Source organism: Bradyrhizobium canariense, from assembly GCF_900105125.1.
In the GTDB taxonomy this organism is placed as follows: Bacteria; Pseudomonadota; Alphaproteobacteria; order Rhizobiales; family Xanthobacteraceae; genus Bradyrhizobium; species Bradyrhizobium canariense_A.
This window is the reverse complement of sequence record NZ_LT629750.1, coordinates 4,984,111-4,996,825: the sequence shown is the minus strand read 5'-3', so window position 1 is coordinate 4,996,825 and position 12,715 is coordinate 4,984,111. Positions and strand designations below refer to the sequence as shown.

The 12,715-nt window shown below is 61.4% G+C and carries 11 protein-coding genes; 6 read left to right on the top strand and 5 right to left on the bottom strand.

Annotated features, from left to right (window positions below; all coding sequences use genetic code 11):
- The first annotated feature begins 164 nt into the window (after window positions 1-164).
- The 5 genes from BLV09_RS23745 (at window position 165) to fahA (ending at window position 5,750) form a co-directional block, all read left to right on the top strand.
- Window positions 165-1,781, top strand: coding sequence for an FAD-dependent oxidoreductase (locus BLV09_RS23745; RefSeq protein ID WP_146689119.1), 1,617 nt, complete (start codon window positions 165-167; stop codon window positions 1,779-1,781).
- Between the two features lie 11 nt (window positions 1,782-1,792).
- A complete protein-coding gene (locus BLV09_RS23740) occupies window positions 1,793-2,017 on the top strand; it encodes a DUF2783 domain-containing protein (protein WP_100384695.1) in 225 nt (74 codons plus the stop codon).
- A 21-nt stretch (window positions 2,018-2,038) separates the two neighbouring features.
- Window positions 2,039-2,992: an MBL fold metallo-hydrolase gene (locus BLV09_RS23735; protein ID WP_100384694.1), complete on the top strand. Its 954-nt coding sequence runs from the start codon at window positions 2,039-2,041 to the stop codon at window positions 2,990-2,992.
- Between the two features lie 2 nt (window positions 2,993-2,994).
- The gene (hmgA, locus tag BLV09_RS23730; protein WP_167558866.1) at window positions 2,995-4,341 is read left to right on the top strand and encodes a homogentisate 1,2-dioxygenase; all 1,347 of its coding nucleotides are present in this window, start codon (window positions 2,995-2,997) and stop codon (window positions 4,339-4,341) included.
- A gap of 137 nt (window positions 4,342-4,478) precedes the next feature.
- On the top strand, window positions 4,479-5,750 hold the full coding sequence (gene fahA / locus BLV09_RS23725) for a fumarylacetoacetase (RefSeq protein WP_146689117.1): 1,272 nt from the start codon (window positions 4,479-4,481) through the stop codon (window positions 5,748-5,750).
- A gap of 141 nt (window positions 5,751-5,891) precedes the next feature.
- Here the strand turns inward: fahA and BLV09_RS23720 are convergent, their stop codons facing one another.
- Entirely contained in the window at window positions 5,892-6,203 is a 312-nt protein-coding gene (locus BLV09_RS23720; RefSeq protein WP_146689116.1) for a DUF1272 domain-containing protein, read from the bottom strand.
- Between the two features lie 91 nt (window positions 6,204-6,294).
- Complete coding sequence (locus tag BLV09_RS23715; protein ID WP_146689115.1) at window positions 6,295-6,762, bottom strand: Lrp/AsnC family transcriptional regulator; 468 nt, start codon at window positions 6,760-6,762, stop codon at window positions 6,295-6,297.
- Window positions 6,763-6,882: 120 nt separating this feature from the next.
- Between BLV09_RS23715 and hppD the strand changes: the two genes are divergently transcribed.
- Window positions 6,883-8,001, top strand: a complete 1,119-nt coding sequence (hppD, locus tag BLV09_RS23710) for a 4-hydroxyphenylpyruvate dioxygenase (protein WP_146689114.1) — start codon at window positions 6,883-6,885, stop codon at window positions 7,999-8,001.
- Between the two features lie 134 nt (window positions 8,002-8,135).
- On the opposite strand, the gene BLV09_RS23705 is transcribed toward hppD, so the two are convergent.
- From BLV09_RS23705 to BLV09_RS23695, 3 genes are all read right to left on the bottom strand, one after another.
- Window positions 8,136-9,242, bottom strand: coding sequence for a CaiB/BaiF CoA transferase family protein (locus BLV09_RS23705; protein ID WP_146689113.1), 1,107 nt, complete (start codon window positions 9,240-9,242; stop codon window positions 8,136-8,138).
- A gap of 230 nt (window positions 9,243-9,472) precedes the next feature.
- Entirely contained in the window at window positions 9,473-10,273 is an 801-nt protein-coding gene (locus BLV09_RS23700) for an FAD binding domain-containing protein (protein WP_146689112.1), read from the bottom strand.
- Window positions 10,274-10,288: 15 nt separating this feature from the next.
- A complete protein-coding gene (locus tag BLV09_RS23695; protein ID WP_146689111.1) occupies window positions 10,289-12,634 on the bottom strand; it encodes a xanthine dehydrogenase family protein molybdopterin-binding subunit in 2,346 nt (781 codons plus the stop codon).
- Between the last annotated feature and the right edge of the window lie 81 nt (window positions 12,635-12,715).

Genomic DNA, 12,715 nt, shown 5'->3' with positions numbered 1-12,715 from the left:
ACGCGTTTTCTCGACGCGAACCGGAATCGACTTCGCTTGAAAACGCTTTTGGCAAAAATCGCTCCAATTTGAGTTGACGGCCGCACGCGCAGGGCGTTTAAGATAGTTGCGGGTGCGACTATCTTAGCGGGGATGCCTCCCCTTGGCCAGAGCAAGTTGAGCGCATGGCGCAGCCATCCAAAACCCAGTTCGGCTATCGCCGCCATCCCGATCAGGATCGCTCCGGCGTCGATGCCGCTGAATATCCGGTGGTGGTGGTCGGCGCCGGACCGGTCGGACTGTCGCTCGCGATCGATCTGGCGCAGCGCGGCCAGCGCGTCGTGCTGCTCGACGATGCCGACCGGATCGGTGACGGGTCGCGCGCGATCTGCTTTTCCAAACGCTCGCTGGAGTTCTGGGATCGGCTCGGCGTCGGCAGCCGCATGGTGGATAAGGGCGTGGTGTGGAGCGTCGGCAAGATCTTCCACGGCAACTCTCAGCTCTATCAGTTCAACCTCTTGCCGGAGGAAGGGCACAAGCGGCCCGCCTTCATCAATCTTCAGCAATTCTACGCCGAAGCCTATCTGGTCGATCGGGTCGAGGAGCTTTCCGGGATCGACCTGCGCTGGCGCAACAAGGTGACCGGCCTCGAACGGCGCAACGACCACGTGGCGCTGGCGATCGAGACGCCGGACGGGTCTTATCGGTTGCGCGCGGAATATGTCGTGGCCTGTGACGGCGCCCGCTCATCGCTGCGGCAAATGGTGGGCGCGGAATTCGCCGGCCAGGTGTTCGAGGATCAATTCCTGATCGCCGACGTCAAGATGACGGCGGAATTTCCGACCGAGCGCTGGTTCTGGTTCGACCCGCCGTTTCACGCCGGCCGTTCGGCGCTGCTGCACAAGCAGCCGGACGACATCTGGCGGATCGATTTGCAGCTCAATCCGGATGCGGATCCAGCGGTCGAGAAACGGCCGGAGAATGTGCGGCCGCGTATCGCCCGCATGCTCGGCCATGACAAGTTCGATTTCGAATGGATCTCGCTCTACAAATTCCAGTGTCGCCGGATGGACAAGTTCATCCACGGCCGCGTGATCTTTGCCGGCGATGCCGCGCATCAGGTCTCGCCGTTCGGCGCACGCGGCGCCAATTCTGGCCTCGAGGATGCCGAAAACATCGCGTGGAAACTCGATCGCGTGCTGCGGGGGATATCGCCGGAGAAATTGCTGGAGAGTTATCACACCGAGCGCAGCGCTGCGGCCGACGAGAATATCAGGGAATCAACCCGCTCCACCGATTTCATGGCGCCGAGCTCGCACCAGGAAGCGCGGCTGCGCAGGGCCGTGCTGTCGCTGGCCAAGGAAACCGAATTCGGCAAGCGCATGGTCAATGGCGGGCGGCTGTCGGTGCCCTCGATCTACGATTCGCCGTTATCGAGCGCAGATTGCGACGGATGGCGCGGCGGGCCCCGGCCGGGCGCCTCGATGTTGGACGCGCCGGTGACGTCGCGCTCCGGCGAGACCACGTTTTTGACCGACGCCTTCATCGCAGCGGGAGCGCGATTTGCGCTGCTTGAGTTTAGCAATGGCGCGGCGGTCGAAATCCCCGATGGGGTCGGCGTGATCCGCATCGGCGATCCCGATGGTTTGTCCGATTCCACGGGTCTGGCTGGTATGCGCTATGATGCGGAACCCGGCACGGCCTATCTGCTGCGGCCTGACGGCTATGTCGCCGCGCGTTTCAAGCATCCGACACGCGGCGCGATCGAAGCCGCATTGGCGCATGCCGCAGGTCAGGGGTAAAGGCAGCGATCATGGCACTGTCGACGGACTCGAATTTTACCAAGCCGGATGACGCCTTCCGCGCCATCGTCGAGGCGCATCGCGGATTAAGCGACGCGCAAAGCGCCGATCTCGACGCGGCGCTGGTTCTGATTCTCGCCAACCATATCGGCGATCTCGCCGTGTTGCGCGAAGCAATTGCGCTGGCGAAACGGCGAATGGTGGCGGACGACCAGCAACAGCAGCAACAACAATAGACGTAAAAGGGAATTGAATCGATGGCCAAGGGTTTCGCGTCCACCACGGATCTGGCGGAAAAGAAAATCACCTTCTCCGAGATCGGCACCGATCTCTATGCCTTCACCGCCGAAGGTGATCCGAACTCCGCTGTCATCGTCGGCGACGATGGCTGCCTGGTGTTCGACGCCCAGGCAACCCCGGCGATGGCGCATAAGGTGATCGAGCGGGTGCGTACCGTCACCGACAAGCCAATCAAGTATGTGGTGCTATCGCACTATCATGCCGTGCGCGTGCTCGGCGCCTCCGCCTACAAGGCGCAGGGCATCATCGCCTCGCAGGAAACCTATCGGCTGGTCGAGGAGCGCGGCCAGCAGGATTGGGATTCGGAGTATGGCCGCTTTCCGCGCCTGTTCCAGGATGCGCAAAGCATTCCGGGCCTGACCTGGCCGACGCTGACCTTCGAAGGCGAGATGTCGATTTATCTGGGCAAGCGCGAAGTGCGGCTGATGCAGCTCGGCGCGGGGCACACCTCGGGCGATATCGTGGCATGGGTGCCGGACGCCGAGGTGATGTTTTCCGGCGACCTGATTGAATATCATTCGGCCTGTTATTGCGGCGACGCGCATTTGCGCGAATGGCCGGCGACGCTGAACGAGATCCGCGCCTTCAATCCCAAGGCGATCGCACCGGGACGTGGCGATGCGCTCAGGGGTGTCGCCACCGGTCGCGAAGCCATCGCAATGACGCGCGATTTCGTCGCCACGCTCTATGGCGCGGCGGAAACGGCTGTCGCCAAGGGCCGCAATCTCAAGGAGACGATGGCGGCGGCGCGCGAGGTGATGGATCCGAAATTTTCGAGCTTTGCGATCTACGAACACTGCCTGCCGTTCAACGTCTCGCGCGCGTTCGACGAGGCGTCAGGGATCGACGATCCCGTGATCTGGACCGACAAGCGTGATCAGGAAATGTGGGCCAGCCTGCAAGGAGGATAATCATGAATATCAATACCTCGCCCGACACCATCAATCGCAGCTCGGTCAATATCACGCCGGGCTATATGTCCGGCTTCGGCAACAGCTTTGAAACCGAGGCGCTGCCCGGCGCGCTGCCGATCGGGCGCAATTCGCCGCAGCGCTGCGCCTATGGGCTCTACGCCGAGCAGCTCTCGGGTTCGCCATTCACCGCGCCGCGCGGCGCCAACGAGCGCTCGTGGCTCTATCGCATCCGCCCCTCGGTGAAACATTCCGGGCGCTTCACCAAGGTCGATGCGGGATTGTGGCGCACCGCGCCGTGCCATGAAATCGAGATGCCGATCGCGCAATTGCGCTGGGATCCGGCGCCGATCCCGAAGCAGGAGATGACGTTCCTGCAGGGTGTGCAGACCATGACCACGGCAGGCGACGTCAACACCCAGGCCGGCATGGCCGCGCATGTCTACCTCATCACCAAATCGATGGTCGATCAGCATTTCTACAATGCCGATGGCGAGATGATGTTCGTGCTGCAGCAGGGAGATTTGCGTTTCGTCACCGAGTTCGGCCGCATCGACGCCGAGCCCGGCGAGATCGTGGTGATCCCGCGCGGCGTGAAATTCCGCGTCGAGATTCCGTCCGGTCCCGCGCGCGGCTATTGCTGCGAGAACTATGGCGGCGCGCTCACGTTGCCGGAGCGCGGCCCGATCGGCGCCAATTGCCTAGCCAACTCGCGCGACTTTCTCACCCCCGTCGCGGCCTATGAAGACAAGGACACCCCAACCGAGCTGTTCGTGAAATGGGGCGGTTCGCTGTTTGCGACCGAATTGCCGCATTCGCCGATCGACGTGGTGGCGTGGCATGGCAACTACGCGCCGTACAAATACGATCTTCGCACTTTCTCGCCGGTCGGCGCGATCGGCTTCGACCATCCCGATCCGTCGATCTTCACCGTGCTGACCTCGCCATCGGAGACCGCGGGCACTGCTAACATTGATTTCGTGATTTTCCCCGAGCGCTGGGCGGTGGCCGAAAACACCTTCCGTCCGCCCTGGTATCACATGAACATCATGTCGGAGTTCATGGGGCTGATCTACGGCGTCTACGACGCCAAGCCGCAGGGCTTCACGCCCGGCGGCATTTCCTTGCACAATTGCATGTTGCCGCACGGCCCGGATCGCCAGGCGTTCGATCACGCCAGCAATGGCGAATTGAAGCCGGTCAAGCTGACGGGCACGATGGCCTTCATGTTCGAGACGCGATATCCGCAACGCGTCACCGCGCATGCCGCGCGATCGTCGACCCTGCAGGATGATTATGCGGATTGCTGGAAGGGATTGGAGAAGCGTTTCGATCCGAACAGGCCGTGAGGTCAGCGCCGTCGTCATCTTCCTTCCGTCATGCCCGGGCTTGTCCCGGGCATCCACGTCTTGTTGTTGCCTGAAAGCGAAGTCGTGGATGGCCGGGTCAGGCCCGGCCATGGCGATGGTTTGATTGGAGAATTATCTTGCCCCATCCCAACGACCCCAAACTTCGTTCCTTCATATCGGTCGATCCGGCGTCTGATTTTCCGATCCAGAATCTGCCGTACGGCGTTTTTTCATCAAAAGACGGCCTCGCCCCACGTGTCGGCGTCGCGATCGGCGATTACGTGCTCGATCTCTGGCAACTTGCGCAGGATTGCCGGATCGATGTTGTCGAACCGGGGGTGTTCGCAGCGCCCACGCTGAATCCGTTCATGGCGCTGGGCCCGAAGGTGTGGTCGAACACGCGGGCGCGGATCGGCGAGTTATTGCGCCACGATTATCCGGAACTGCGCGACAATGAGAAGCTTCGCCGGCGTGCGTTGGTGCCGATGGCGGATGCAAAGCTGCATCTGCCGATCACGGTCGCCGGCTACACCGATTTCTATTCGTCGAAGGAGCACGCCACCAATGTCGGCGTCATGTTCCGCGGCAAGGATAACGCGTTGCAGCCGAACTGGCTGCACATGCCGATCGGCTACAATGGGCGGGCTTCGACCGTCGTGGTCAGTGGCACCCAGGTGCGCCGGCCGCGCGGCCAATTGAAGCCGCCGAATGTGGAGTTGCCGAGTTTCGGGGCCTGCAAGCGGCTCGACTTCGAACTCGAAATGGGTGTCGTGGTCGGGCAACCCTCGCGAATGGGCGAGATGCTGAGCGAAAAGCAGGCCGAAGAGATGATCTTCGGCTTTGTGCTTCTGAACGATTGGAGCGCGCGCGATATCCAGCAGTGGGAATATGTGCCGCTCGGACCGTTCCAGGCCAAGGCGTTCGCCACGTCGATCAGCCCGTGGATCGTGACGCGCGAGGCGCTTGAGCCATTCCGGGTGCATGGGCCCGAGCAAAACCCGACGCCGCTATCGTATTTAAAGCAAGCGCAGCCGAACAATTACGACATGCAACTCGATGTCGGCCTGCGCGCGGCGCAGATGAACGAGGCGATGCGGATCTGCCGCACCAATTTCAAATACATGTACTGGTCGTCGGTGCAGCAACTGGTTCACCACGCGTCGTCCGGCTGCGCCATGAATATCGGCGATCTCTTAGGGAGTGGCACGATCAGCGGCCCCGAGAAGCATCAGCGCGGCAGCCTTCTCGAAATCAGCTGGAACGGCACCGAGCCGCTGGAGTTGCCCGAGGGCCGCAAGCGGACGTTCCTCGAAGACGGCGACTCGCTTGTCATGCGCGGCTGGTGCCAGGGCGACGGCTACCGCGTCGGTTTTGGTGAAGTCGAAGGCTCGATTCTGCCGGCGAGCTGATTTCCGTCATTCCGGGGCGATGCAAAGCATCGAACCCGGAATCTCGAGATTCCGGGTCTGGTCCTTCGGACCATCCCGGAATGACGGAGGACCGGATTGCTTCGTCGTTGTATTCCTCGCAATGACGTCGGTGGCAATTCGTCACCGTTCGTTCGGCGGAATCTTCCGGATTCGAGCCGAATGCTCCGCCAATTCATCGGAACTATATTTGAGCTGTACGCGCTTGCTCGACGGCGGATGCGCTTCGGTGCACACGCCGGGCCGCCATTGTGTGGCCGGCCGGATCGGTCGCGGCGTAAAACCGCCGCCGCAGTTCGGGCACACATTGTGCAGCTTGTTCTCGACGCAATCTGCACAGAACGTGCATTCGTAGGAGCAGATCCGCGCATCCATCGAATTCGGCGGCAGGTCCTTGTCGCAATATTCGCAGTTCGGTCGCAGTTGCAGCGCCATGGTCGTCGCGTCCCGTCAGGTCGAAACGGATCATCGCAAATTGAGGTGGGAAAACGAATGCCGTATTTCCCTCGATTCGGGACACGCTACCTCAACTCTTTAAGGGGAGCTTCGCGCTTTCCTTCAAGCGATCGAGCACGATCGACGAACGCACATGTGCCACGCTCTGGTGCGGCATCAGCACATTGTTGACGATATCGGACAGGCTTTTGAGGTCGCGCAACACCGCCTTCAAGAGATAATCGGCATCACCCGTGAGCGAGTAGGCTTCCTGGATATCGTCGACGCGGTTGACCAGCGCGCGAAACCGCTTGGCGTTGTCGGGCGAGTGGGTCGCGAGCGTAATATGAATGAAGGCGATCAGGTTGAAGCCGAGCGCTTCGCCCGCGAGATCGGCGTGATAGCCCGAGATCACTTTTTCTTCTTCCAGCCGCATGCGCCGCCGCGAGCATTGTGATGCCGACAGGCCGACGAGATCGGCCAATTGCTGATTGGTCAGGCGGCCGTCGTCCTGCAGCGCGCTCAATATTTTGAGATCGAAGGCGTCAACCGATATCATGCGTAAAATACCTGTTTCATACACAAATCGTGCATGACCTTAGCTTTATTCACGATCTTTTGCATGCACTTTGCAGCCCATGTGACGGAAACTCCATCAAGCAAAATCGGGAGATCTGCCATGGGTCCGTTCCCTCACGACGTGCCGGCTGCCACGATCAGCGCTGACAACCCGATGGGCACCGACGGCTTCGAGTTCGTCGAATATGCGCATCCGAAGCCCCAGGAGTTGCACGCGCTGTTCAAGCTGATGGGATATCTGCCGGTTGCGCGCCACAAGACCAAGAAGATCACGGTCTATCGCCAGGGCGACATCAATTACCTCGTCAACGAAGAGCCCGGCACCCATGGTTTTGATTTCGTCTCCGCCCATGGTCCGTGCGCCCCTTCGATGGCGTTTCGCATCGTCGATGCCAAGCAGGCTTACGAGCGGGCGCTGTCATTGGGTGCGGAACCTGCCGATATCCCTTCAGCGCAAAAGACGCTCGATGTTCCCGCCATCAAGGGCATCGGCGGTAGTCTGCTTTATTTCGTCGATCGCTACGGCGCCAAGGGTTCGGCCTATGACCTCGAGTTCGAATGGCTCGGCGCGAAAAATCCGCAGCCCGCGGGCGCAGGGCTGTTCTATCTCGATCACCTCACCCACAACGTCCATCGCGGCCGCATGGACGTCTGGACCGGTTTCTACGAAAGACTGTTCAACTTCCGGCAGATTCGATTCTTCGATATCGAAGGCCGCGCATCCGGCCTGTTCTCGCGCGCGCTGACCAGCCCCGACGGCAAGATCCGGATTCCGATCAACGAGGATGCCGGCGATTCCGGCCAGATCGAGGAATATCTCAATGTTTATCGCGGCGAGGGCATCCAGCACATCGCCTGCGGCGCCAAGGATATCTATCGCACGGTGGAGACGCTACGCGCCGACGGCCTGCCGTTCATGCCGTCACCGCCGGTTACTTATTTCGAAAAGATCGATGCGCGGCTGCCCAAGCATGGCGAGGATGTTGCGCGGCTCCGGCGCGATGGCATCCTGATCGACGGTGAGGGTGTGGTCGATGGCGGCCACACCAAGGTGCTGCTGCAGATTTTTTCCGCCAACGCCATCGGGCCGATTTTCTTCGAATTCATCCAGCGCAAGGGTGACGATGGGTTCGGCGAAGGTAATTTCAAGGCGCTGTTCGAATCGATCGAGGAGGATCAGATTCGCCGTGGGGTGCTGACGTTGAAGGGCGCGGCGTAGCCGCAATCCCAAATACAATTGTAAGATTTCAACGTTATGCCCGGCCTTGTGCCGGGCATCCACGTTTTTGAGCGCTGAGCAAAGGAAGACGTAGATGGCCGGGACAGGCCCGGTCATGACAGCGAGGTGCTATCTCACCGCTTCCACTCGCTCGTCAGTTCGCCAATATCCGCCTTTGCCGCATCTCTTATCACCGATGGCGTGCGTGAAAAGCGTGGCGCCGGAGCGGGCTGTGTCACGCCGTGGCGGGTGACGAAAATCTCGCGTGCCGCCATGTGCGGATGGTTGGGCGCCTCGTTCATGGTCAGGACCGGCGCGAAGCAGATGTCGGTGCCTTCCATGATGGAGCACCACTCGTCGCGGCTCTTGGTCTTGAACACCTCGACCAGCTTTTGCTTCAGTGCCGGCCAGGCGTTGCGGTCCATCTGGGCATCGAAGTCGGCCTCCGAAAGGCCGGCACGCTCACGCAGCAGCGCGTAGAATTGCGGCTCGATCGAGCCGATCGAGACGAAGTGGCCGCACGAACATTCATAGACACCATAGAAATGCGCGCCACCGTCGAGGAAATTGCTTTCGCGCTCTTCGGTCCAGCGTCCCGCGGCCGCCATGTCGAAGAACATCGACATCAGCGATGCGGCGCCATCGCACATCGCGGCGTCGACCACCTGCCCCTTGCCGGATTTTTTCGCTTCCAGCAGCGCGGCGAGCACGCCGACCACGAGATAGAGCGCGCCGCCGCCGAAATCGCCGACCAGATTGAGCGGCGGCACCGGCTTGTCCTTGCCGCCAATCGCAGCGAGCGCGCCGGTCACCGAGATGTAGTTGATGTCGTGGCCGGCCGCCTGCGCCAAGGGACCTTCCTGGCCCCAGCCGGTCATGCGGCCATAGACCATGCGCGGATTGCGCGCCAGCACCGCGTCAGGCCCGAAACCGAGACGTTCCATCACCCCCGGACGAAAACCTTCGATCAGCGCGTCGGCGTTGGCCAGGAGATCAAGCACCTGTGCGACCGCGGCATCGTCTTTCAAATCGAGCTCGACGACCTTGCGCCCGCGCCCTGCGACGGATTTGAGGTTCTTTTTGGCGCCGACGCGATCGAGCGTGACCACTTCCGCGCCCATGTCGGCCAGCATCATGCAGGCGAAGGGACCGGGCCCGATGCCGGCGAATTCGACGATGCGATATCCGGCGAGCGGGCCGGAGGTGCGGGTGGCGGATTGAGACGCTGGTTTATCGAGCACGTTGTTTTTCCATGGCGCGTTCCTCGAGTCCGATCCGCTGAATCAGACTCATTGCTTATTTATTTGGGCATGATCTTTGCCAAAACCGGTTGCGCTTTTGGGATCATGCGCTCGGAGAAATTGTCTCGCCTTGCGCCAGCCGTGGCAAGCGTCTTTTGACGAGAATATGACCAAAAGCAAAGCGGCGCGCATCACTGCGCGCCGCTCGCATGGATTGGAGAAGATAAAGATCAGCCGGCAGCGGTCACCGCACGCTGCGCCATCACCTTGATAAGATTGGCGCGATAGTCCGAAGAGCCATGGATATCGCTCAGCATTCCGTCCGCGGCAATCTTGACGCTATCGAGTGCGCCTGCCGACCAATTCGCCTTCAGCGCCGTCTCGATCGCCGGTACCCGGATGACGCCGCTTTGCGAAGCACCGGTCGCGGCGACGCGAACGTCACCCGCTTTGGTCTTGGCGACGAATACGCCGGTCAGCGCGAAGCGCGAGGCAGGATGGCGCATCTTGGCGTAGGCCGCCTTGGCCGGGATCGGGAAGGCGATCTGCGTGATGATTTCACCATCCTCAAGCGCGGTTGAGAACAGGCCCTTGAAGAAGTCGTCAGCCGCAATGCTGCGCTTGTTGGTCTTCACGGTTGCGCCGAGCGCGAGCAGGGCGGCGGGATAATCGGCTGCCGGATCATTGTTGGCGATCGAGCCACCAATGGTACCGCGATGACGCACCGCGGGATCGCCGAGCACCGAGGTCAGGTACACGATCGCGGGGATCGCTTTCTTGGCATCCGCACTTTGCAGGATGTCGTAATAGGTCGTCGCGGCCTTGATCGTCAGCGTGTCGCCGGACACTTCAATGCCCACCAGTTCCCTGATCCGCGCGAGATCGATCACGTCGGACGGCCCGGCCAGCCGCTGCTTCATGACTGGAATCAGCGTGTGGCCGCCGGCGAGGTATTTCGACTCCGCACCCTCAGCGAAAAGCGCGGCGGCTTCGTCGATGGAAGAGGGGCGATGATAGGTTGTCTCGTACATGATACGTCCTCCCTCTTACGCGTTGCCGTGGATGGCGTGCCACACCCGGTCGGGCGTCGCCGGCATCTCGAGCTTGTTATTGCCGATTGCATCCGTGATCGCATTGATGACGGCGGCGGACGAGCCGATCGCGCCGGCTTCGCCGCAGCCTTTGACGCCAAGCGGATTACCCGGGCACAGCGTCGTGGTGTGCGACAGCTTGAACGACGGCAGATCGTCGGCGCGCGGCATGGCGTAGTCCATGAACGAGGCGGTCACGGGCTGGCCGTTGTCGTCATAGACGGCACCTTCCAGCAGCGCCTGACCGATGCCCTGGGCGAGACCGCCATGAACCTGGCCCTCGACGATCATCGGGTTGATCAGCCGGCCGAAATCATCGGCCGCGACGAAATTGACGAAGGAGGTCTTGCCGGTGCCGGAATCCACTTCGAGTTCGCAGACATAGGCGCCGGCCGGGAAGGTGAAGTTGGTCGGATCGTAGAATGCACCTTCTTTCAAGCCGGGCTCCATGCCGTCGGGCAGATTGTGCGCGGTGTAGGCGGCGAGCGCCACCATCGGCAGCGCGATCGACTTGTCGGTGCCGGTGACTTTGAACTCGCCGTTCTCGATGACGATGTCGTCCTCGGAAGCTTCAAGCTGGTGGGCCGCGATCTTCTTGGCCTTGGCCTCGACCTTCTCCATCGCCTTGAAGATCGCGGACATGCCGACAGCCGCCGAGCGCGAACCGTAGGTGCCCATGCCGAACTGCACCTTGTCGGTGTCGCCGTGGACGATCTGGACCTGGCTGATCGGAATTCCCAATCGCCCGGCGACCAGTTGCGCAAACGTCGTTTCGTGGCCCTGGCCGTGGCTGTGCGACCCCGTCAGGATCTCGATGGTGCCGACTGGATTGACGCGGACTTCAGCGGATTCCCATAGGCCGACGCCGGCGCCCAAGCTGCCGACCGCCTTCGAGGGCGCGATGCCGCAGGCTTCGATGTAGCAGGAGAAGCCGATGCCGCGGAGCTTGCCTTCCTTTTTGGCCTTCTCCTTGCGCGCCGGGAAGTCGGCATAGTCGATCGCCTTCAGCGCAGCGTCGAGCGAGGCGCCGAAATCGCCGATATCATAGGCCATGATCACAGGCGTCTGATGCGGGAATTGCGTGATGAAGTTCTTGCGGCGCAACTCCGCTGGATCGACCTTGAGCTGCCGCGCCGCGGTCTCCATCAGTCGTTCGAGCAGATAGCTGGCTTCTGGACGGCCCGCGCCGCGATAGGCATCGACCGGCGTGGTGTTGGTGTAGACGCCCATCACCTCGGCATAGATCGCGGGGATATTGTACTGGCCCGACAGCAGCGTCGCATAGAGATAGGTCGGCACCGACGACGAGAACAGCGACATGTAGGCGCCGAAATTGGCGTGGGTTTTGACCCGCAGTCCCAGGATCTTGTTGTCCTTGTCGAACGCCATCTCTGCCTTGGAGATATGATCGCGGCCGTGCGCGTCGGTGAGGAAGGCCTCGGAACGATCGCCGGTCCACTTTACCGGGCGTCCGACCTTCTTGGAGGCCCACAGTGCGACCATCTCTTCCGGATAGATGAAGATCTTGGAGCCGAAACCGCCGCCGACATCCGGTGCGACCACGCGCAGCTTGTGCTCCGGCGCGATGTTGTAGAACGCCGACAACACAAGGCGGGCGACGTGCGGATTCTGCGAGGTCGTATAGAGCGTGAAATGCTCTTCAGCCTCGTCATATTCCGCGACTGCCGCGCGCGGCTCCATGGCATTCGGGACCAGACGATTGTTGGTGAGTTCGAGCGTCACGACGTTGGCTGCCTTGCTGAAGGCATCCTTCACGGCGGCGGCATCGCCGAGCTCCCAGTCATAGACGACATTGCCAGGGGCTTCCGGGTGTAGTTGCGCCGCGCCTGGCTTGATCGCCGCACGGATATCCGGCACCGCTGGAAGCTCCTCGTAATTGACGACGACAGCTTCCGCCGCGTCCTTGGCCTGGTTCTTGGTCTCGGCGATCACGACCGCGACCGCCTGTCCGACGAAGCGCACGGTTTCCGGCGCCATCGCCGGCCATGCGCCCATCTTCATCGCCGAACCGTCCTTGGAGGTGATGGCCCAGCCGCAAATCAGATTGCCGACCTTGTCATCGACGATCTGCTGTCCGGTCAAGACGTCGACCACGCCGGGCATTTTCATGGCCGCGGACGAGTCGATGCTTGTTACCTTGGCGTGAGCGTGCGGGCTGCGGATGAAATGTGCGTGGGTCATGCCCAGCAATTTGATGTCGTCGACGTAGCGGCCCTTGCCGGTGATGAACCTTCGGTCTTCCTTGCGCACGACGCTTGCGCCAATGCCTTCAACGCCCATGATCTATCCTCCCTGCCGGAGTTTTTGATGTCCGCCATTTCCATCGAAATTCGGCGGTCTTGTAGCTGTTCGCCTGCGTTC

Excerpts from the sequence above, each read along its gene's own strand:
- BLV09_RS23745 (WP_146689119.1), top strand. The coding sequence starts at position 165 with ATGGCGCAGCCATCCAAAACCCAGTTCGGCTATCGCCGCCATCCCGAT.
- BLV09_RS23735 (WP_100384694.1), top strand. The coding sequence starts at position 2,039 with ATGGCCAAGGGTTTCGCGTCCACCACGGATCTGGCGGAAAAGAAAATC.
- BLV09_RS23720 (WP_146689116.1), bottom strand. The coding sequence starts at position 6,203 with ATGGCGCTGCAACTGCGACCGAACTGCGAATATTGCGACAAGGACCTG.
- BLV09_RS23715 (WP_146689115.1), bottom strand. The coding sequence starts at position 6,762 with ATGATATCGGTTGACGCCTTCGATCTCAAAATATTGAGCGCGCTGCAG.
- hppD (WP_146689114.1), top strand. The coding sequence starts at position 6,883 with ATGGGTCCGTTCCCTCACGACGTGCCGGCTGCCACGATCAGCGCTGAC.
- BLV09_RS23700 (WP_146689112.1), bottom strand. The coding sequence starts at position 10,273 with ATGTACGAGACAACCTATCATCGCCCCTCTTCCATCGACGAAGCCGCC.
- hmgA (WP_167558866.1), top strand. The coding sequence starts at position 2,995 with ATGAATATCAATACCTCGCCCGACACCATCAATCGCAGCTCGGTCAAT.
- BLV09_RS23740 (WP_100384695.1), top strand. The coding sequence starts at position 1,793 with ATGGCACTGTCGACGGACTCGAATTTTACCAAGCCGGATGACGCCTTC.
- BLV09_RS23695 (WP_146689111.1), bottom strand. The coding sequence starts at position 12,634 with ATGGGCGTTGAAGGCATTGGCGCAAGCGTCGTGCGCAAGGAAGACCGA.